The organism is Novosphingobium oxfordense, assembly GCF_044029435.1.
In the GTDB taxonomy this organism is placed as follows: Bacteria; Pseudomonadota; Alphaproteobacteria; order Sphingomonadales; family Sphingomonadaceae; genus Novosphingobium.
Window position 1 is genome coordinate 684388 of record NZ_CP147005.1, and the last position, 19281, is coordinate 703668.

Sequence of the window (19281 nt, forward strand, 5' to 3'; positions counted from 1 at the left end):
GGATTTTCCTACAAGGCGCGACGCGCGTAGCTTCGCGCGCGTGATGCCTTTCCCGATCTCCATTGCTCTGCGCACCGAAGCCGCTTCACAAGGTGACAGGCGGCTGCGCAAAGTGTCACCTTGCACGTTCAGATGCCCGTGCAAGGTGACGGTTTCGACCCGCAAGGCGACAGTTTTTCGCCTGAACCGTGTAAACAGTGTCAACCGTGTCACCTTGTGGTCTACCACCGGGCAAAGGCTTGCGGCATAGGCTGGGCGATGAGCGAAAATTCCGATCTGTTTTCGAAGCCGGACCTTCCGGGCGAGGCTGAGGCCGCCAATGAACTCATGCGTCTGGCGCGCCAGATCAACAGGGCGAACCGGCTTTATCACGCCGAGGACGCGCCCGACATCACGGACGCCGAGTACGACGCGCTGGTGCGCCGCAATGCGGAGCTTGAGGCGGCCTATCCGCATCTGATCCGGCCCGATTCGCCGTCGAACAAGGTGGGGCACGACGTTGCCGCATCGCCGCTGGGCAAAGTGCGGCACGAAGTTCGCATGATGAGCCTCGACAACGCCTTCACGGACGAGGAAGTGGAAGACTTCGTCGGCCGCGTCCGCCGCTTCCTCTCGCTCTCCGCCGAGGAGCCGGTGCTGGTGACGGCAGAGGACAAGATCGACGGCCTTTCCTGCTCGCTGCGGTACGAGAACGGCAAGCTGGTGCGCGCCGCCACGCGCGGCGACGGGCAGGTGGGTGAGGACGTGACGTCCAACGTCGCCCACATCGCCGACATCGTGCAGGAACTGGTCGGTGACGACATTCCCGAAGTGTTCGAGGTGCGCGGCGAAGTCTACATGGAGAAGGCCGCCTTCCACGCGCTCAACGAGACGCTGATGGCCGAGGCGCGCGCTCTGGCCGAAGAAAAGGGTGAGGCGTTCGACGAGAGCAAGGTTCGCCAGTTCGCCAACCCGCGCAACGCCGCCGCCGGATCGCTGCGGCAAAAGGATGCCTCCGTCACCGCCAAACGCCCGCTGCGCTTCTGGGCGCACGGTTGGGGCGCTGCCAGCCATGTGCCGGGGGCGAGCCAGCATGAGGTGATCCGCCGCATCGAAAGCTGGGGCCTGCCGGTTTCTCCGCAGTTCCGGCTTTGCCAGACGGTCGAGGAAATGCTCACCGCCTACCGCGCGATCCGCGACGGGCGGCCGGACCTGCCGTTCGAGATCGACGGGGTCGTCTACAAAATCGACCGGCTGGACTGGCAGCAGCGCCTGGGCTTCGTCGCCAAGGCGCCGCGCTGGGGGCTGGCGCACAAGTTCCCGGCCGAGCGGGCGGAAACGACGCTCGAATCGATCGACATCCAGGTGGGGCGCACCGGCAAGCTGACCCCGGTGGGGCGCCTGAAGCCGGTGCTGGTGGGCGGCGTCACCGTCACCAACGTTACGCTGCACAACCGGGACGAGATCGGCCGCCTGGGCGTGCGCCCCGGCGATACCGTGGTGCTCCAGCGTGCGGGTGACGTGATCCCGCAGATCGTCGACAACCTGACGCGCGAGGTGGAGCGACCGGCCTTCGCATTCCCCGATCACTGTCCCGAATGCCACTCCGAAGCCGTGGCTGAGGAGGGCGAGGTGGATGTGCGCTGCACCGGCGGGCTCATCTGCCCCGCCCAGCGGACCGAGCGCCTGAAGCACTTCGTCAGCCGTGGCGCCCTCGATATCGAGGGACTGGGCGAGAAGACCATCGACGAGTTCTTCGCCAAGGGCTGGCTGGAAAGCCCGGCCGATATCTTCCGCCTGCGCAAGCGCCGCGAGGAGATCCTCGCGCTCGATGGGTGGAAGGACAAGTCTGTGGACAACCTGTTGGCAGCGGTGGAAAACAAGCGCCAGCCCGATGCCGCGCGGCTGCTGTTCGGCCTGGGTATCCGCCATGTCGGCGCAGTGACGGCGCGCGATCTGCTCAAGCGTTTCGAAACGCTGCCGGCGCTGCGCGAGATTGCCGAGAAGTCGCATGAGGCTGTGGGCGAGCAGGTGGGCGAGGAAGCCGCGCAGGCCGCCAGCGACGCCTATTCGGAACTCGTCTCGATCGACGGCATCGGCCCGGCCGTGGTGGAGGCGCTGGGCGACTTCTTCCACGAAGAGCACAACCGCGCAGTGTGGGAGGATATCCTCTCCGAAGTCTCGCCGCCGCCATATGTCGTGGAAACGGTGGAGAGCGAGGTTGCGGGCAAGACCGTGGTGTTCACCGGCAAGCTGGAAACGATGAGCCGGGACGAGGCCAAGGCACAGGCCGAACGGCTGGGGGCCAAGGCGGCGGGGTCGATCTCCGCCAAGACCGACATCCTGGTGGCAGGCCCCGGCGCGGGTTCGAAGCTGAAGAAGGCGGCGGACCTTGGCATCAAGGTCATCGATGAGGCGGAATGGGCCCGGATCGTCGAAGCCGCCGGCTGACGGGTCGCAATATCAGTCCAAGGTTCTCGGACCGGGCCCATTGGTCAACGCCGGGGGGACAGAGCCGGCGCAAGGGTGCCGCAGCGTAGTTCCGCTCAGGAGAGGCGGGACTTACGTTCGTGCACCTGTCGGTAGTGCTGCACGCGGGTGGCGCGCAGCCCTGCCATTCCTTCGCGCTCCACAGCGCGTTGCCACGAGGCAAGTTCCTCGAGCGTGAGATCGTAGCGTTCGCAGGCCTCGGCGATCGTCAACAAGCCCCCGTTGACGGCAGCCACGACCTCGGCCTTCCGGCGCGCAACCCAGCGTAGGGTATCACGCGGCGGCAGGCTCTTGCGGTCGAGAGCTTCACCCAGGGGTCCCACAACGACCGCAGGCCGGTCGATTTCGGTACGAAGCATATTTGGCCTCATGAGCTGTTGTTACCAGCCCCCCTTGGTGCTCAATTCTTGTTTGGAACCCTTAATTCCATCTTACGAAACATAGTTAATTTTTGATTTGGCTATATTACGTAAGTAACTGTAAAATATAAGTATTTTTGCGTTAGAAAAGTTGCGAAGGTATTAACGGAGCGTTTACCTTTCTTAATTACTCTTCCCTATGAAGCGGTTGATGCCGCAAGACCTGGAGAAGTGAACGTGGCCCTCGGGATATCCCCATACGCGACCGCGCTGGCAAAGCACGTCTCGCCAGAGGGATGTCAGCTGGTGGTGGAGCGCAATCTGCTGGAAAAGGGCGTCAGACTGGTGCTGTCGCTGGCCGGCAATCCCCGGGTGACGGGGACGGTGCGCTGGGTGGTAGAGGATCGCGCCGGCTTCGCGTTCGATGCGCCGATCGCGGCGGACCTGATGGGCATGATGCGCCTAGGCCCGCAAGGCCCGGGGCTGGAGCTACGCCGGGCCTGAGTGGTTTGCCGGACCTGTTCGCAGGCCCGGCAAGGTGAGAGTGCCTTGGTTCAGAACCGGCGTGCGCGCATCCAGAGGATAGACCAGTCGCCCTTGACCAGCCGCGCGACGAGCCGAAGTCCGGCGCGGCGGCAGGCGCGGCGTACCGATGCTTCCTGCGTTTCCAGCAGACCGGCGAGCAGAAGGTGTCCCCCCGGCGCCAGCGATTTGGCGAAGTCCGGTGCCAGGCTGACGAGCGGACCGGCGAGGATGTTTGCCATGATTAGGTCGTAGGGGCCACGCACGTCGAGCAGCGGCGCGTCCATGCCGTCGGCGATGGTCATCACCAGTTCGCCGGGGCGGCCGCCCAGCGGCACGCCGTTTGCATCGGCATTGTCGGCGACCACCGTGGCGCAAACCGCGTCGATGTCGCTCGCCGTGGCGCGGGCGCGGGGCCAGAGCGTCATCGCCGCGAAGGCGAGCAGGCCGGTGCCGGTGCCGATATCGGCATGGTTGCGGATGATCAGTCCGCGCGACTTCATATAAGTCAGCATCTCCAGGCAGCCCGCCGTGGTGGCGTGCTGGCCGGTGCCGAAGGCCTGGCTGGCGGGGATCACGAAGTCGGTAATGCCGGGCTCATCCAGCGGCGGATATTCCGGGGTATGGACATAGAAGCGGCCGGCGCGGATCGGCTCCAGGCCTTCCTGGCTGGCGACCAGCCAGTCGGTTTCCGGCAGTTCCTCCACCGTGAAGGCGGGGGCCTCGCCGGTGAACAGCGCGGCCAGCGCGTCCTTCTCGGTCTTGCCCGGCTTGTGCGCCATCCAGGCTTCAAGCTGCCAGTCGTCCGGCTTGTCCTCGGCGATCTCGCTGCCGGAAATGACGATCTCCGGATCCCAGTCGAAGGCGTCCTCGTGGGCGACAAGGGCGCCCTCGATCACGGAACGGGGGGCGAAGGCAGTAATTTTCCAGCTCACGAATGGGTCTCCTTCGCTTCGGGCTTGCCCTCTTCGGAGAGGCGCTGGTCGAAGCGGGTAGTGGCGGCGGCCGCATAAGTGCGGCACGCGGTGGGATCGACCAGCGGCGATGTGCCCGCAAGACGCGCGAAAAGATCGCTGGCGCCGGGATGCGGGGTAATCAGCAGGTCGCAGGGAAGGGCGGCGATTCGCGCGTAGCCCTGGCGGACGGCGGCGATACGCTCGGGGTGGTCGGTGAAGCGGTAGCTCTTGACGGAGATCGCGCTGACGCTGTCGGCATAGGCCATGTTCAGGCACTTGCCGGCGTCATCGCAGGATCGCCAGGTCCAGCTTGTCGATCCTGCGGCGTGGGACGGGGTAGCGTGGGCGGTGAGCGTGATATTGCCCAGCGTCACCCGCTCGCCATCGGTCAGTCGCTTGTCGACGTGAACGGGCGGGAAGGCGTCCAACTGGCCGAACTGCGGATCGGCGGCATTGGCCTTGCCGCTTTCCAGTACTTCGGCGGAGGCCGGCAGGGCGGCGACGCGCGCGCCGGTGGCGCGCTGGATCGCGGCGAGGGCGCCGGCATGGTCGAAATGCTCATGCGTGGAGAGGATCCAGCGCACGTCCTTCGGCTTGAAGCCCGCCGCCTTGATATTGGCGAGAACCAGCGGGGCCGCTTCGGGTACACCGCCGTCGATCAGCACGTGGCCCTGCTTTCCGGTGATCAGGATTGCGGTGATGCCGCAAGTGCCGACGTACCAGGTATTGCCGAAAAGATGCGCGGGCGGCGCGGCGTCCGCCCAACCGTCATGGCCCTTGCAGGCGGCGACGAGTCGGGCCTGTGAGGCGTCTGCGTTGCCCGCTGCATCGTCCCCGGCGGTGTCTTCCGATTGCGCGGCGGCGCCCGGCGCGGAAGAGCAGGCGGCCAGCAGCAGGGCGGGCGCGATGATGTTCATGCGACGATTCATAGGGCTGGTCATAGGGCTGGGCTTTAGGCCGCGGGGACCGACAAGGCCAGTGGCAGGACGTTCGCGCACACGACCGGGTGAGGCGGCCCGAGCCGCCGGGCCGATGTGCCGAACGAAAAGCCGCTTGTGTGCGATGCATTCGCGATGTGCTTCGCGGAACTTGCGCCAAGCCGCGATTTGTCTAAGGGGACTTCTCGACAGGGGCAGCCTCAGGGGCTGCTAAAAGGCAAAAAGGATTCGAAAGAGCCATGGCCAAAGACGGCACCAGGAACCGTCCGCTTTCGCCCCATCTCGAGATCTGGCGTTGGGGCCCTCACATGTTCGTCTCGATTCTGCACCGCGTGACGGGCGATGGCATGGCATTTGCCGGCCTCGGCCTGCTGCTGTGGTGGCTGGGGGCGCTGGCCAGCGGCCCCGCAGCTTACGCGCAGTTCACCAAGTGCATGACTTCGATTCCGGGCTATGTCGTGCTCGTCGGCGTCTCCTGGGCCTTCTTCTCGCACATGATGAGCGGTCTGCGCCATTTCGTGCTCGATATCGGCGCCGGCTTCGAACTGAAGGCCAACAAGACCTTCTCGATCCTGGCCCCGGTCATGGGTGTGGTCGTCACTGTCGCCTTCTGGGCGCTCCTGCTGCTTCGCTGAAGGAACGGAACATGGGTAACGGAACTTCCATCGGCCGCGTGCGCGGCCTCGGCTCGGCCAAGACCGGCGTTCACCACTGGCTGCTGCAGCGCTTCACTGCGATCGGCAACCTGCTGACCGGCCTTTTCCTCGCAGCCTCGTTCGTGATGCTGCCTGACCTCAGCTATGCTTCGGTCGTCGAATGGCTGGTTCGCCCGGTGCCTGCCGTGGCGATGATCCTGCTGGTCGTCACCACGTTCTGGCACGCGCGTCTCGGCCTTCAGGTCCTCGTCGAAGACTATGTGCATGAGCACGCCAACAAGTTCGCCTGCATCGCGGCGCTGAACCTTGCCGCCTGCGGTGGCATCGCCTTCGGCGTCTTCTGCATCGTTCGCCTCGCGCTGGGAGCACATGCATAATGTCCGCGCCTGCTTACAAGATTATCGACCATACCTATGACACCGTCGTCGTCGGCGCCGGTGGCTCGGGTCTGCGCGCCACCATGGGTTCGGCCGAAGCCGGCCTGAAGACCGCGTGCATCACCAAGGTTTTCCCGACCCGTTCGCACACCGTGGCGGCGCAGGGCGGCATCGCCGCCTCGCTCTGCAACAACACGCCGGACCACTGGACCTGGCACATGTACGATACCGTCAAGGGGTCGGACTGGCTGGGCGACCAGGACGCCATCGAATACATGGTGCGCGAAGCCCCGGCGGCGGTCTACGAGCTGGAGCACGCCGGCGTGCCCTTCAGCCGCAACGCCGACGGCACGATCTATCAGCGCCCGTTCGGCGGCCACATGCAGAACATGGGCGAAGGCCCGCCGGTGCAGCGCACTTGCGCCGCCGCGGACCGTACCGGCCACGCCATGCTGCACGCGCTCTACCAGCAGTCGCTGAAGTACGACGCGGACTTCTTCATCGAATACTTCGCCATCGACCTGATCATGGACGGCGGCAAGTGCGTCGGCGTGATCGCGCTTTGCATGGATGACGGTTCGATCCACCGCTTCCGTTCGCAGGCCGTGGTGCTTGCCACCGGCGGCTATGGCCGCAGCTACTTCACCGCCACTTCGGCCCATACCTGCACCGGCGACGGCGGCGGCATGGTCCTGCGCGCCGGCCTGCCCCTGCAGGACATGGAATTCGTGCAGTTCCACCCCACCGGCATCTACGGCGCGGGCGTGCTGATCACCGAAGGCGCGCGCGGCGAGGGCGGCTACCTCACCAACTCCGAGGGTGAGCGCTTCATGGAGCGTTACGCGCCTTCCGCGAAGGACCTTGCCAGCCGCGACGTCGTGTCGCGTTCGATGGCGCTGGAAATCCGCGAAGGCCGCGGCGTCGGCCCGCACAAGGACCACATCTACCTGCACCTCGATCACATCGATCCCAAGGTGCTGGGCGAGCGTCTGCCGGGCATCACCGAAAGCGGCAAGATCTTCGCGGGCGTGGACCTTACTCGCCAGCCGCTGCCGGTCGTGCCGACCGTCCACTACAACATGGGCGGCATTCCCTGTAACTACCACGGCGAAGTCGTCACCATCGGCCCGGATGGCAATCCGGACACCGTGGTGCCGGGTCTGTTCGCGGTGGGCGAGGCGGCCTGCGTCTCGGTCCACGGTGCCAACCGCCTGGGTTCGAACTCGCTGATCGACCTCGTGGTGTTCGGCCGTGCAACCGGCCACCGCCTCAAGGAAATCGTCAAGCCGGGCGCGGCGCAGCAGGAACTGCCGAAGGATTCGGCCGACCTCGCGCTTACCCGTCTCGACCACTTCCGCAACGCCAACGGCGATTCGCCGACGGCGGAAGTCCGTACCGAGATGCAGCGCACCATGTCGGCCCACGCCGCCGTGTTCCGCACTGACGAACTCATGGTCGAAGGCAAGGAAAAGCTCGCCAAGACCTATGACCGCATGCAGGACATCAAGGTTACCGACCGCGGCCTGATCTGGAACTCCGACCTGGTGGAAACGCTGGAGCTGGACAACCTGATCTCGCAGGCTTCGGTCACGCTGCACGGCGCCCAGGCGCGCAAGGAAAGCCGCGGCGCCCACGCGCACGAGGACTTCCCGAACCGCGACGACGCGAACTGGATGAAGCACACCGTGGGCTGGTTCAACGGCTGGGGCGGCAAGGGCGGCGAAATCCGCCTCGATTACCGCCCGGTCCACGAATACACGCTCACCGACGATGCCGAGTACATCAAGCCCAAGGCGCGCGTGTATTGACGGCATTGCCGGGGAACCGGCGCTTCGGCGCCGTGGCTCCCGGAACGATATTGATGGCCGCCGGCGGACTTCTGTTCGCCGGCGGTTTTCTTTTTCCGGTCTGAACGAATCCGGATCGGGCTGCCCGGCTGGATGTGCGGCTCGCAGTGCCGCGCAGCCAAGGCAAGCCCGGAACAATCCGATCTATAAATGCCGGCGATATCGCCGGGTTCGAGCATCGCGCATCGATAAGCAGGACGTTGGCGCCGCTATTTGATCAACCAATTGCATTGCAACCGAAACCACTCCGTCGCATTACTTGGGCAACATTGCACGGGAACAGGAGTCGATTGCATGACGACCTCACACACCGACCCGAGTGCTTTTGCCGATCCTCTGGCCCCTCCCTATCTCGGTTCTCCGCCGCTCGGCTGGGGCTGGGTGCTGGCCTACGGTTTGCTGCTGATCTTCGTTTCGATCATCGTCGTCGCCAATCCGGTGGTGGCCAGCTTCGCCACCGGTTTCCTGATCGGCTTCATGCTGTGCGTCTACGGCGTCGCCGGGATCGCGGCGGGCATCCATTCGATGTCGAAGCGGGCACGCTGGACGGAGATCCTGCTGGGCGCGCTGGGGTTGCTCGCGGGCCTTTACGTGCTGTTCAATCCGGTTGCCGGCGCGATTACGCTGGTCTGGGCGATCGGGGCATGGCTGCTGATCTCCGGCGGGTTCGAGATCGCCTTCGCGGTCAAGGCGCGGCATGACCGGGGCTGGCGCCTGTTCCTTGGCGCGCTGGACGTGGTGCTGGGCGTGCTGCTGCTGATCTCCAGCCCGCGAACGGCCATTGGCTTCCTGGCGATCATGGTCGCGATCAGCTTCTTCATGCGCGGCGTGTTCATGCTGGCCGTTGCGCTGGGCCTGCGCAAGCTGGGCAAGTCCGCAGGCTGAATGCACCGGGAAGGGGAGCCGTCATGAGCGACACTCCTCGAGGCGAATTGGCGGGTGAGATCGCGAAAGACGCCCGCCGCGTTGCCGAGAATGTCGAGAAGCAGGCCGACACGGCCGACCGGCGCACGGTGCTCGCTGCAGACCGTACGATCCTGGCGGCGGAACGCACGTATGCGGCTTGGGTGCGCACCGGGCTGGGCGCGTTGGCATCCGGCATCGGCGCACGGGCCTTATTGCAGGGCGTGGTAAGCCAGTGGCTGGTCATGACCACTACCATCATGTTGCTGCTGTTCGCAGAGTTCTGTTTCGTGGCCGGCATATGGCGCCAGCTACGGCCGGTGGCCCCGGCGCCGGAAACCGATACGCCACGGCTGCCGGCTGCATTGCTGGTAGGGTTCAACGCCTTCCTGGTCATTCTGGGCATTGCAGTGATGATCGGCATCCTTGTGAAGTAGCCGGGCGGCTTGACGAAAATTCATCTGACGTTCATGTTTACAAACGTAGTCGATTACGTGTGTAAACGATGGAGAGTGGGATGTCGGACGAGTCCGAAAGTCCTGAGCGTATCTCGGACGCCGAACATGCGGTGATGGAGGCGCTGTGGGAACGCAGCCCGCTTACCGCCCAGCAAGTGTGCGAAAAGGTCTGCGTGCCGCGCGGCTGGAGCCTGGCCACAGTGAAGACGCTGCTGTCGCGCCTTGTGGCCAAGCAGGCCGTCGCGACCGAGCCGGACGGCAAGCGCTTCCTCTACTCCCCCCGGATCGCGCGGGAGGCCTATGTCGGCACCGAAAGCCGCCGTCTGGTCGACCGCCTGTTCGGCGGGCGCGCCGCGCCGCTGTTCGCGCATCTTGCCGATGCGGACGCGCTGACCGAAGATGACATTGCCGAAATCGAGGCACTCCTGAAGGAGCTCAAGTCATGACCGAGTGGCTTGTCGATACGCTTGTGATGACCGGCGTCCTGATGGCGCTGATCCTGATGGTTCGCCGCCCGGTGGCGCGCTGGTTCGGCCCGGCGGCCGCCTATGCGCTGTGGGCATTGCCGATGATCCGGCTGATCCTGCCGCCGCTGGCGCTGCCGCGTGGCCTGATCCCGCACATTTCTATCGCGGCCGAGCCGGCCACGGCGGTTGCCGGGCAGATGGCGGCTCCGGCCGCATCTGTGGGGGACATGACCGCGGGCGCGTCGATGACGCTGGCGGCCACGGCCACCACGTCCGCGCCGCCGATCGCGGAACCGCTGGCGGCGGTGCCAGCGGCCGATCCCGGCCTGCTTGCGCATGTGCCTTGGGCGGCCTTGCTGCTGGCGGTCTGGCTGGGCGGTGCGGCCGTCTTTCTGGCATGGCGGTTCTGGAACTATCACCTGATGCGGCAGGAGATTCTTGGACAGGCCCGGCTTGTGGCCCGTTCCGGGGACGTGAAGATCTTCGAAAGCCCCGCCGCCGCCGCACCACTGGCGTTCGGCGTGTTCGAGAAGTTCGTGGCGCTGCCGCAGGGTTTTCTGGCCGGCGTGGATTCGGAATCGTCCGATTTCGCGATCGCCCATGAACTGGAACACCACGCCGGCAACGACCTGCTTGCGATCATGGCGCTGCAGCCCCTGTTCGCGCTGCACTGGTTCAACCCGCTGGGCTGGGCGGCGTGGCGCGCGCTGCGCTCCGATCAGGAAGCGGCCTGCGATGCACGGGTCATGGCCGGCTGCGGGCGAGAGATGCGGGCACGCTATGGCCGGCTGATCGCCAGCTTCGCGGCCGGCACGCGGCTGACGCTGGCCGCGCCGATGGCCGGCACGCTGGCGGGGGAAAAGCCGATCATCCAACGGCTGAAGGCGCTTGGCCGGGCGGAAGTCTCCCCCGCGCGCAAGGTTGCCGCGCGTAGCCTTTTTGCGCTGGCCATCGTTTCGGTGCCGCTGACCGCCACGGTGACTTACGCCGCGATGGAGGATGCACCCAAGGTTCCGGAAGCGCCCGAGGCTCCCGTTGCGCCTGCTGCGCCTGCTGCGCGCAGCGTGGCTCCGGCTCAGGCCATCCGCCCTGTAGATCCCGATGCTGTCGATTCCGACACTGTCGGATCGGCCGAGGTGGGCCTTGGTGCGGTTCCCGCCGCGCCCATGGCGCCGCCCGCTCCCGAAGCGCCCGAGGCTCCGGCCCTGCCGCAACACGTCGCCGGCGCTCCGATGCCGCCCGTGCCGGCTGTGCCGCCGCAGCCGCCCGAGCCGCCGGCATCCGTTTCGCTCAATCGCGCCATCGCCCGCTCCGTGCAGGCAAGCGTTGCCCAAGCCATGCGGGGCGTTCCGGAAGTGAAGCAGCGCGTCTCTTCCGATGGAAAGGTGCAGACCATTCGCATCGTAGCGCGCAATGCGGACGGATCGCGCGTCTATCAGCAAATGACGATCGACAGCCGCTGCCCGGCAGACAGCGCCCGCAGCGAGGCGCGCTCAAGCCGCGGCGCCTCGTCCACGGTGATCTGCACGGGCACGCCGAGGGAGGCTGCCGAGGCATCCCTGCAGGCCACGAAGGCGATCGCCGATGCCCGCGCCGCCGTGGCCGCGAACCGCCATCTCTCGGCCGAAATGCGCAGTGAGATCACCGCCGAACTCAATGCGGAGATGGCAAGGACCCGTGCCGAAGTCGATCGGGCACGCGCCGAAGCCGACCGGGCCCGTACCGAAGCGGCTAACGCCTGGAACGATTGAATGCTCAAACGGTCTGGCCGGTGGGATGTCCCCGCCGGCTACGCCGTTCAGGGCACTTTCTGTACGACGGGGGTAGAGGTGGTGGGGACGGTACTGCCGTCCCGCTTGGTGTCGTCCGCCGTCGTGCGATCATCCTGCTTGCCGTCGCGCTTCCGGTCCTTTTCCTGGCTTTGCAGATGGGCCTTGATGATCGCGGGCGTCGCCGGAGAGGCGGGATACTTGCAGCCCTTGACGTGGCCCACACCCTTCAGGAAGGAGCGGCGGGCAACGCCTGCGCGGATCGCGGCGAGTACGGCACGGTCCTGCGCGTTCGCTCCGGATATCTCGCGAATCAGGCCGCGGAAGGGGATCAGCGAGCCGACCGCCCATTTGGCGACGCGCCCGGTGCTGATCGAGCCGCCCGGATCGGATGGCAGATCGGCATCCGGCCCCAGCACATCGTCCAGCGCCAGCACGGCGGAAGAGATCTGGGCGCAAGTCTTGATGCCAACCAGCGTATAGGGCTCCCGCGTCGCGGCCTGCAGAAGGGGCGGGATCTTGGTCTTGTCGAGATTGAGGTCGGTTGCCGGCGTCTTGGCGATGTCCACCGCATCGGGTTCCGAATGGGTGATCGGGCGCTGCTTGGCGACGGCTGGGGAGGTGATCAGAGGACCAGCCAGCAGGGCGGTCAAGACGGCGGCAGTCCATACGTGGCGCATGATCGTCTCCTGAATGCGGAGTGCGCACGAGCGTGCAGGCGTGCCTCAAGTGGTCATGCGAAGATCGTCGCATGGATGGCAGCCGAACGGTCGCACCCGCCCGAATTACTGATGCTTACAGGTCGGTGAACGTATCGCACGCGTCCTCGTTCCCGGTGTCCAGACCGCGCTTCAGCCATTTCATGCGCTGGGCGCTGGAGCCGTGCGTGAAGCTTTCCGGGCTGACGCGCTGGCCGGCGTTCTTCATCAGCGTATCGTCGCCGATGGCGCTGGCGGCGGTCATGCCTTCCTCCATGTCGCCCGGCTCGATCCGGTCCTTGTGCTTGCCGGCCCAGACGCCCGCATAGCAATCCGCCTGAAGCTCCATGCGCACTTGCAGGGCATTGGCCTGCGACGGGTTCTGCTGCTGCGCCTGCCGGACCTTGGAATCGAGGCCCAGCAAGTGCTGGACATGGTGGCCGTATTCATGCGCGACGACGTAGTAGCGCGCGAAATCGCCCTTGGCGCCCAGCTTGCGATCCAGTTCGTCATAGAAGCTGGTATCGATGTAGATGCCCTGGTCGGCGGGGCAGTAGAACGGCCCCATCGCCGCCTGCGCCGCGCCGCAGCCAGAACGGTCGGTGCCGTTGTAGAAGTGCAGTTCGGGCTGGTCGAAAGTGATGTTGGCCTGCTTGAACAGCGGTTCCCACGTCTGGTTCAGCGAACTGAGCGCGTTGCAGGCTTCCAGCGCATATTCGTTCTGGCCGCAAATCTTCGCCGGATCCTGCGTTTCGCCGGGCTGGGCAGGGGCCCCTTGCTGCGGCACCTGCTGCTGCACGTTCTCGATCGTGCCCAGCATCTGCTGCGGGTCGACGCCGAAGACGAACATGCCGATCAGCACGATGACCAGCGTGCCGCAGCCCAGCTTGCCGCCGCCGCCGCCGGGAAAGCGGCTGCCGCCCTGGGTTACGCGGATGTTGTCGGGGTTGAACCTGTCGAGCCGCATCCGTCCGCTGTCCCTTCTGTCAGATCCCTCAGGCCGAAGCCTAATCGCGCGGCCCGGTTCTGTTCAATCGAAAAGGCGCGCTGTGGTTCCTTTGGCACGCTGGCCAGAAAAATCGCATCGCTTCCGATGGCTGGGTGAGATTCGTTAACCGCAGGTGCAATTCGCGCGTATAGGGTGCGGAACGATGAACAGGGGTTTCAAGGCGAGCATGGGCCGAACGGTCGGAGCGGTGGCTTTGGGCGCGGCTTCGCTGGCTGCGCTCCTTGGCGCCGGTATTGCTCATTCTGCGTCGACATCCCGCGCGGATCAGGACATCGCCAGCCGCCTTCGCGCCCAGATCGCGGTTCTGGCCAGCGACGATTTCGACGGCCGCGAACCCGGCACCGATGGCGAGGCGAAGACGCTGCGCTATCTGGGCAAGCAGTGGTTCGACATCGGTCTGACCTCCGGCACCAACGATCCCGGTCATGAATGGTTCGCTCCGGTCATGCTTGTCGCGCGCGAGCCGGCGGCATCTTCCGCGCAGTTCCAGCGCAAGGGCGGCCGCCTGGTCACGCCCAAGGACATCCTGGTGCTCACCTCCGGTAAGCGCAGCCTGGTGCGCAGCGTGCCGCTGCTGTTCGTGGGCAAGGGGCGCGGGCGTGACTATTCGCGCACCGAACTGGCCGGCCGGGTTGCGGTGGTGCTGGATGGAAACACACCGGACAGCCAGCGGCAGAACGATCTGCTGGAGATGGGCGCCTCTGCCGTGTTGACAGTGCTGGATGGCGACCGCAGCCTCGATCAGGTGGCGGCGCGGCGCAAGCGCTCGGGCTATGCGCTGTCCAACGATTCGCTGGGCGGCGATCTGGAAGCCTTCATTACCCGAGAGGCTATGACGGTCCTGCTGAAAGGCACCGGCCAGACGCTGCTGGGGCTGGAGAAGCTGGCCGAAAAGCCCGATTTCGCGCCGGTCCCGCTGGATCTGACCGCCTCGATGGAGGCGACCACGCGCGAAACCACGATCCGCACGCATAACCTGATCGGCAAGCTGCCCGGCCGCCGCCCGGATACCGGCGCGGTGCTGTTCCTGGCGCATTGGGACCATTTCGGCGAGTGCGGCGCCCCGCCGGCAGAGGACGTGATCTGCAACGGCGCGATAGACAATGCCAGCGGCGTCGCCTCGCTCACCGAAGTGGCGCGCCGCTTGTCGCGCGGGCCGCAGCTGGACCGCGACGTCTATTTCCTGGCCACCACGGGTGAGGAGCTGGGGCTGCTCGGCGCCCATGCCTTTGCGGAGAATCCTCCGCTGCCGCTGCGCCAGATCGTGGCGGCCTTCAACATCGATTCGAACGCCATTGCCCCGCACGGCACGCCGTTCGCCATCGTCGGGCGCGGAATGACCGGGCTGGACGCCACGATCGTGAAGGTTGCCAAGTCCGAGAAATTCAAGGTGGTCAACAGCGACGAGGCGAACGATTACGTGCGCCGGCAGGACGGCTGGGCACTGGCGCAGCACGACATTCCGGCCGTTCTGGTGTCCACTGCCTATGGCGACATGACGCGGATGCGCGCCTTCTTCGATAGCGACTATCACCGGCCCAGCGACGATCTGGTGCACATGGCGCACCCGCTGGAACTGGGCGGCGCGGTGGACGATGTTAAGCTTCTTTCGGCACTTGGCCGCTGGTTCGGCGATCTGCGCAAGGTTCCGGCAAGCGCCGTGAGCAGCATGCCGAAGGGCACGCCGGCACCAGCCCCCACGCCCGCATCCAGCCCCGTTCCGCCCACGGGAAAATGAGGCCTGGCAGGCAAAATGGGGGCTAGCACTGGCGCCACCCTTTGATTACATGAGCCGCCACGATTCTCCCCCGACAAGATAATGGTGGCGCACATGGACATTCCCCTCGGACTTACTTTCGACGACGTACTCCTGCGTCCCGCCAAGTCCGATATCGTCCCCACCCAGGCCGATACCCGCACGCGCCTTACGCGCGACATTTCCCTCAACATCCCGGTCATCTCCTCGGCCATGGACACCGTGACCGAAGCGGACATGGCGATCGTCATGGCCCAGCTGGGCGGCATCGGCGTCCTGCACCGCAATCTCACGATCGAGGAACAGTGCGCCGCGGTCCGCGCCGTGAAGCGGTTTGAGAGCGGCATGGTGGTCAACCCGATCACGATTTCGCCCGACGCCACGCTGGGAGAGGCACAGGCGATCATGCTGGCCAACCGCATCAGCGGCATCCCGGTGGTTGAGGCTACGGGCAAGCTGGTCGGCATACTGACCAACCGCGACGTGCGCTTCGCCGCCAACCCGGCACAGCCGGTGCGCGAACTGATGACGCACGAGAACCTCGCCACGGTGAAGCTGGGCGTCGATCAGGACGAGGCGCGCCGCCTGCTGCACGCCCGCCGTATCGAAAAGTTGCTGGTGGTCGATAACGACTTCCGCTGCGTCGGCCTGATCACCGTCAAGGACATCGAGAAGGCCGTCACCTATCCGGACGCGACCAAGGACGCCGCCGGCCGCCTGCGCGTCGCCGCCGCCACCACCGTGGGTGACAAGGGCTTTGCCCGCACCGAAGCGCTGCTGGCCGCCGAGTGCGACGTCGTCGTGATCGACACTGCCCACGGCCATAACAAGGACGTGGCGCTCGCGGTTGAGCGCGTGAAGAAGCTGTCGAACTCGGCGCAGGTCATCGCCGGCAACATCGCCACCGCCGAAGCAGCGCGTGCGCTGATCGACGCGGGTGCGGACTGCGTGAAGGTGGGCATCGGGCCGGGCTCGATCTGCACCACGCGCATCGTCGCCGGTGTCGGCGTGCCGCAGCTGACCGCGATCATGGATGCCGCCGAAGAGGCCGACAAGTCTGGCGTGCCGGTGATCGCCGATGGCGGTCTGCGCACTTCGGGCGACGCTGCCAAGGCGCTGGCCGCCGGCGCATCGACCATCATGGTCGGCTCGATGCTGGCGGGCACCGAGGAAGCGCCGGGTGAGACGTTCCTCTACCAGGGCCGCGCCTACAAGTCGTACCGCGGCATGGGTTCGGTAGGCGCGATGGGCCGTGGTTCGGCCGACCGCTACTTCCAGGGCGACATCAAGGACCAGATGAAGCTGGTTCCCGAAGGCATCGAAGGCCAGGTGGCCTACAAGGGCCCGGCCAAGGACGTCATCCACCAGCTCGTCGGCGGCATTAAGGCGGCGATGGGCTACACCGGTTCGGCCACGGTCGAAGATCTGCGCAAGGGTGCGCAGTTCGTTCGCATCACCAATGCCGGCCTGCGTGAGAGCCACGTCCATGACGTGACCATCACGCGTGAGGCGCCGAACTACCCCTCGCGCTGATTCCGGCAAGAACGGGGCGGGAAGCATGACACCGGGCGCGCGCGTTCAGGCGGCGATCGAGGTTCTGGACCTCGTGATCGCGGCGGCGCGCGCCAATGGTGCGCCTGCCGACCGGCTGATTTCGGACTGGTTCCGCACGCGCCGCTTTGCCGGCAGCAAGGACCGCCGCGCGGTCCGCGAACTGACCTACCGCGCGATCCGCGCCTGCGGTGAAGTGCCGGAAACCGGGCGCGCGGCGATGCTGCGCGTCGCGACGGACGATCCGGAGCTGTCGGCGCTGTTCGATGGATCGGGCCATGCACCGGCGATCATCGTTGCCGGTGAACCGGTGGCCGAAGCCGGCATCGCGCCGCACTGGCTGGTCGATCGCTTTGCCGCCAGCGGGGTTTCCGAAGCCGACGCTACGACTCTGCTGGACCGCGCGCCGCTCGACATTCGCGTCAACACACTCAAGGCCGGGCCGCTCGACATGCCGGAAGGCGGGGAGCGTTCGGTGGCTGTGCACGGCTGGCGCTATCCGCCCGAAACCCGCATCGAACAGTCCGAAGCCTATCTCCAGGGCGCGATCGAAGTGCAGGACACCGGATCGCAACTGACCTGCGAAGTCGTGGCCGCGCAGCCGGGTGAGACGGTGATCGACCTGTGCGCCGGGGCAGGGGGCAAGACCCTCGCGCTGGCCGCCGCGATGGAAAACACCGGCACGCTGATCGCCGCCGATGCGGACCGCACGCGCCTCTCACGCCTTGCGCCGCGTGCCGAACGGGCCGGGGCGACCGGGATCGAGACGGTGCTGCTCAATCCGAATAAGGAAATGCAGGCGCTCCAGCGCTTTGCCGGTGCGGCCGATGCCGTGCTGGTCGACGCACCGTGTTCGGGCACCGGCACCTGGCGCCGCAATCCCGAAGCGCGCTGGCGGCTGACCGAGGCACAGCTTGCCCGCTATGCCGCGATCCAGTCGCGCCTGCTGGACGTGGCCGCCGAACTGGTGCGGCCGGGCGGGCGGTTGGTCTTCGTCACCTGTTCGCTGCTGGACGAGGAAGGCGCCGATCAGGCTGTCGGCTTCCTGCGCCGCCACGCCGATTGGCGCGCCGAAATGCCGGTGCTGCCGGCCGGAACGCCGCGCGGGGAAGGGCTTCGTCTTTCGCCGTGGCACGGCGGGACAGACGGCTTTTTCGTCGCGCGCTTCCACCGGCTGTGATAGCGTCGGCGTCATGATGAGGACGAAGCCCTCGGCCAAGGACCTGTTGATGCGTTACACGCCTGTTGCCATTGCCCTTTCTCTCGTTGTCGCCGTTTCATCCAGCGCCATTTTCTCGCAGCCCGCTGCCGCGATCGACCCGCGTGCGGGCACTCTGCTGAGCGAAGGCCGCGCCGCCGTTGCGTCCGGCAACGTCAATGCCGCTATCGATGCCTATGAAGCGGCGCTGACGGTAGCGCCCGGCAATGTGACCGTTCTTCTCGCGCTGGCAGATGCCACGCGCCGCCAGGGCCTTCAGGGCAAGGCGCTGCACTATTACCGCGTGGCGCTGACGTCGGATCCGCGCAATCTGGAAGCGATCGCCGGCGAAGGCATCGCGCTCGCCGAAAAGGGCGCGACCGACAAGGCCGGCCGCAATCTGGCACGCCTGCAGACGCTGTGCGGCAAGGATTGCACGGAAACCCAGCAGCTTGCGGCGGAAATCTCCAAGGTCGGCGCACCGCGCATGGTCAGCGCCGACGCGGTTGCGCCCAAGCCGGTGGTCTCGGAAAACTGAAGGTTTTGAGCGGGAGCGCCTGTCGATCAGGCCGCTCCCGCCAAGCTGCGCGATTCAGATCAGCGCGCGGAACTCTTCCAGCACGGCACGGTAGACGCGCTTCTTGAACGGCACGATCAGGTCGGGCAGCAGTTCGGCCTCAACCCACTTCCAGTCGTTGAATTCGGCCGGCTTGTGGGCTTCCAGATCGACAGCCTCGTCGCTGCCTTCGAAGCGCAGCAGGAACCAGGTCTGGCGCTGGCCGCGATACTTGCCCTTCCACAGCTTTCCGATCAGCTCGTCCGGCAGGTCGTACAGCAGTTCCTCACGCGTGCGGGACAGCACCGTGACGTTCTGTTCGGTCACGCCGGTTTCTTCCCAAAGCTCGCGCAGCGCGGCGTCCTTCAGGTCTTCGCCATCGTCTACGCCGCCTTGCGGCATCTGCCACCAGTCGCCTTCCTTGGTGTCGATTCGCTTGCCGACGAAGACCTTGCCGTCGGAATTGACCAGCATGACTCCGACACAGGGGCGGTAAGGCAGGGACGCGAAATCGTTCATCGTCGGAAAGGTATCCAGATTGTCAGAAGGAGGCTCGTCGCGGAGATCTGCTTATGGATCGCTGGTTCGGAGCGCATGGCCGGCACAATGGCCCAAGCCCACGCGCAAAGCCAGCGCGATTTATGGTTCCATCCCCGGTAACCCTTCCGGGAACGAAACGGGCAGGCTCGGGATTTCCCACTTGAGAGTTTTTCTGTTTTGCACGGATACTAAGCAGGCATAGTCTGGGACGCGGGAGACAAATCGGCCGGCATCAGAACGGTACTCCCGGAG

19 protein-coding genes are annotated in these 19281 nt (G+C 65.9%); 13 read left to right on the forward strand and 6 right to left on the reverse strand.

Going from position 1 to position 19281, the window contains the following annotated elements; translation table 11 throughout:
- The first annotated feature begins 258 nt into the window (after positions 1-258).
- On the forward strand, positions 259-2430 hold the full coding sequence (ligA, locus tag WBP07_RS03045) for an NAD-dependent DNA ligase LigA (protein ID WP_395394203.1): 2172 nt from the start codon (positions 259-261) through the stop codon (positions 2428-2430).
- Positions 2431-2525: 95 nt separating this feature from the next.
- Here ligA and WBP07_RS03050 read toward each other — a convergent pair whose 3' ends face one another.
- A complete protein-coding gene (locus WBP07_RS03050; protein ID WP_395394205.1) occupies positions 2526-2828 on the reverse strand; it encodes a DUF1153 domain-containing protein in 303 nt (100 codons plus the stop codon).
- Positions 2829-3065: 237 nt separating this feature from the next.
- Between WBP07_RS03050 and WBP07_RS03055 the strand changes: the two genes are divergently transcribed.
- The gene (locus WBP07_RS03055) at positions 3066-3332 is read left to right on the forward strand and encodes a PilZ domain-containing protein (RefSeq protein ID WP_395394206.1); all 267 of its coding nucleotides are present in this window, start codon (positions 3066-3068) and stop codon (positions 3330-3332) included.
- A 50-nt stretch (positions 3333-3382) separates the two neighbouring features.
- Here WBP07_RS03055 and WBP07_RS03060 read toward each other — a convergent pair whose 3' ends face one another.
- Together WBP07_RS03060 and bla are read right to left on the reverse strand one after the other, a co-directional pair.
- Entirely contained in the window at positions 3383-4285 is a 903-nt protein-coding gene (locus WBP07_RS03060; RefSeq protein ID WP_395394207.1) for a 50S ribosomal protein L11 methyltransferase, read from the reverse strand.
- A complete protein-coding gene (gene bla / locus WBP07_RS03065) occupies positions 4282-5223 on the reverse strand; it encodes a subclass B3 metallo-beta-lactamase (RefSeq protein ID WP_395394208.1) in 942 nt (313 codons plus the stop codon). Before bla ends, WBP07_RS03060 begins: the two co-directional genes overlap by 4 nt.
- Positions 5224-5483: 260 nt before the next feature.
- Here bla and sdhC point away from each other — a divergent pair, with 260 nt between their 5' ends.
- From sdhC to WBP07_RS03100, 7 genes are all read left to right on the forward strand, one after another.
- On the forward strand, positions 5484-5879 hold the full coding sequence (sdhC, locus tag WBP07_RS03070; protein WP_395394209.1) for a succinate dehydrogenase, cytochrome b556 subunit: 396 nt from the start codon (positions 5484-5486) through the stop codon (positions 5877-5879).
- Positions 5880-5890: 11 nt separating this feature from the next.
- On the forward strand, positions 5891-6277 hold the full coding sequence (gene sdhD, locus WBP07_RS03075; RefSeq protein WP_395394210.1) for a succinate dehydrogenase, hydrophobic membrane anchor protein: 387 nt from the start codon (positions 5891-5893) through the stop codon (positions 6275-6277).
- On the forward strand, positions 6277-8085 hold the full coding sequence (gene sdhA, locus WBP07_RS03080) for a succinate dehydrogenase flavoprotein subunit (protein ID WP_395394211.1): 1809 nt from the start codon (positions 6277-6279) through the stop codon (positions 8083-8085). The genes sdhD and sdhA overlap by 1 nt, the downstream gene beginning before the upstream one ends.
- 333 nt (positions 8086-8418) lie before the next feature.
- A complete protein-coding gene (locus WBP07_RS03085; RefSeq protein ID WP_395394213.1) occupies positions 8419-9009 on the forward strand; it encodes an HdeD family acid-resistance protein in 591 nt (196 codons plus the stop codon).
- A gap of 23 nt (positions 9010-9032) precedes the next feature.
- Positions 9033-9464: a YidH family protein gene (locus WBP07_RS03090; RefSeq protein WP_395394214.1), complete on the forward strand. Its 432-nt coding sequence runs from the start codon at positions 9033-9035 to the stop codon at positions 9462-9464.
- Positions 9465-9544: 80 nt separating this feature from the next.
- Positions 9545-9931, forward strand: coding sequence for a BlaI/MecI/CopY family transcriptional regulator (locus WBP07_RS03095; protein WP_395394215.1), 387 nt, complete (start codon positions 9545-9547; stop codon positions 9929-9931).
- The gene (locus WBP07_RS03100; RefSeq protein ID WP_395394216.1) at positions 9928-11703 is read left to right on the forward strand and encodes a M56 family metallopeptidase; all 1776 of its coding nucleotides are present in this window, start codon (positions 9928-9930) and stop codon (positions 11701-11703) included. The genes WBP07_RS03095 and WBP07_RS03100 overlap by 4 nt, the downstream gene beginning before the upstream one ends.
- 47 nt (positions 11704-11750) lie before the next feature.
- Here the strand turns inward: WBP07_RS03100 and WBP07_RS03105 are convergent, their stop codons facing one another.
- Both WBP07_RS03105 and WBP07_RS03110 read right to left on the reverse strand, forming a co-directional pair.
- Complete coding sequence (locus WBP07_RS03105; protein ID WP_395394217.1) at positions 11751-12401, reverse strand: hypothetical protein; 651 nt, start codon at positions 12399-12401, stop codon at positions 11751-11753.
- Positions 12402-12516: 115 nt separating this feature from the next.
- The gene (locus WBP07_RS03110) at positions 12517-13386 is read right to left on the reverse strand and encodes a neutral zinc metallopeptidase (protein WP_395394218.1); all 870 of its coding nucleotides are present in this window, start codon (positions 13384-13386) and stop codon (positions 12517-12519) included.
- Positions 13387-13570: 184 nt separating this feature from the next.
- Between WBP07_RS03110 and WBP07_RS03115 the strand changes: the two genes are divergently transcribed.
- The 4 genes from WBP07_RS03115 to WBP07_RS03130 all read left to right on the forward strand — a co-directional run bounded on the left by WBP07_RS03115 (position 13571) and on the right by WBP07_RS03130 (position 18471).
- Positions 13571-15166, forward strand: a complete 1596-nt coding sequence (locus WBP07_RS03115) for a M28 family peptidase (RefSeq protein ID WP_395394219.1) — start codon at positions 13571-13573, stop codon at positions 15164-15166.
- A 93-nt stretch (positions 15167-15259) separates the two neighbouring features.
- Positions 15260-16717, forward strand: a complete 1458-nt coding sequence (gene guaB, locus WBP07_RS03120) for an IMP dehydrogenase (protein ID WP_395394220.1) — start codon at positions 15260-15262, stop codon at positions 16715-16717.
- A gap of 25 nt (positions 16718-16742) precedes the next feature.
- Complete coding sequence (locus WBP07_RS03125; RefSeq protein ID WP_395394222.1) at positions 16743-17915, forward strand: RsmB/NOP family class I SAM-dependent RNA methyltransferase; 1173 nt, start codon at positions 16743-16745, stop codon at positions 17913-17915.
- A 13-nt stretch (positions 17916-17928) separates the two neighbouring features.
- Positions 17929-18471, forward strand: coding sequence for a tetratricopeptide repeat protein (locus WBP07_RS03130; RefSeq protein ID WP_395394223.1), 543 nt, complete (start codon positions 17929-17931; stop codon positions 18469-18471).
- A gap of 54 nt (positions 18472-18525) precedes the next feature.
- Here WBP07_RS03130 and WBP07_RS03135 read toward each other — a convergent pair whose 3' ends face one another.
- Positions 18526-19008 carry an RNA pyrophosphohydrolase gene (locus WBP07_RS03135; RefSeq protein ID WP_395394224.1) on the reverse strand — a complete coding sequence of 161 codons (483 nt, stop codon included), beginning with the start codon at positions 19006-19008 and terminating at the stop codon, positions 18526-18528.
- Positions 19009-19281: the final 273 nt, after the last annotated feature.

Excerpts from the sequence above, each read along its gene's own strand:
- ligA (WP_395394203.1), top strand. The coding sequence starts at position 259 with ATGAGCGAAAATTCCGATCTGTTTTCGAAGCCGGACCTTCCGGGCGAG.
- WBP07_RS03050 (WP_395394205.1), bottom strand. The coding sequence starts at position 2,828 with ATGCTTCGTACCGAAATCGACCGGCCTGCGGTCGTTGTGGGACCCCTG.
- bla (WP_395394208.1), bottom strand. The coding sequence starts at position 5,223 with ATGAACATCATCGCGCCCGCCCTGCTGCTGGCCGCCTGCTCTTCCGCG.
- sdhC (WP_395394209.1), top strand. The coding sequence starts at position 5,484 with ATGGCCAAAGACGGCACCAGGAACCGTCCGCTTTCGCCCCATCTCGAG.
- sdhD (WP_395394210.1), top strand. The coding sequence starts at position 5,891 with ATGGGTAACGGAACTTCCATCGGCCGCGTGCGCGGCCTCGGCTCGGCC.
- sdhA (WP_395394211.1), top strand. The coding sequence starts at position 6,277 with ATGTCCGCGCCTGCTTACAAGATTATCGACCATACCTATGACACCGTC.
- WBP07_RS03085 (WP_395394213.1), top strand. The coding sequence starts at position 8,419 with ATGACGACCTCACACACCGACCCGAGTGCTTTTGCCGATCCTCTGGCC.
- WBP07_RS03090 (WP_395394214.1), top strand. The coding sequence starts at position 9,033 with ATGAGCGACACTCCTCGAGGCGAATTGGCGGGTGAGATCGCGAAAGAC.
- WBP07_RS03095 (WP_395394215.1), top strand. The coding sequence starts at position 9,545 with ATGTCGGACGAGTCCGAAAGTCCTGAGCGTATCTCGGACGCCGAACAT.
- WBP07_RS03100 (WP_395394216.1), top strand. The coding sequence starts at position 9,928 with ATGACCGAGTGGCTTGTCGATACGCTTGTGATGACCGGCGTCCTGATG.
- WBP07_RS03105 (WP_395394217.1), bottom strand. The coding sequence starts at position 12,401 with ATGCGCCACGTATGGACTGCCGCCGTCTTGACCGCCCTGCTGGCTGGT.
- WBP07_RS03110 (WP_395394218.1), bottom strand. The coding sequence starts at position 13,386 with ATGCGGCTCGACAGGTTCAACCCCGACAACATCCGCGTAACCCAGGGC.
- WBP07_RS03115 (WP_395394219.1), top strand. The coding sequence starts at position 13,571 with ATGAACAGGGGTTTCAAGGCGAGCATGGGCCGAACGGTCGGAGCGGTG.
- guaB (WP_395394220.1), top strand. The coding sequence starts at position 15,260 with ATGGACATTCCCCTCGGACTTACTTTCGACGACGTACTCCTGCGTCCC.
- WBP07_RS03125 (WP_395394222.1), top strand. The coding sequence starts at position 16,743 with ATGACACCGGGCGCGCGCGTTCAGGCGGCGATCGAGGTTCTGGACCTC.
- WBP07_RS03130 (WP_395394223.1), top strand. The coding sequence starts at position 17,929 with ATGATGAGGACGAAGCCCTCGGCCAAGGACCTGTTGATGCGTTACACG.
- WBP07_RS03135 (WP_395394224.1), bottom strand. The coding sequence starts at position 19,008 with ATGAACGATTTCGCGTCCCTGCCTTACCGCCCCTGTGTCGGAGTCATG.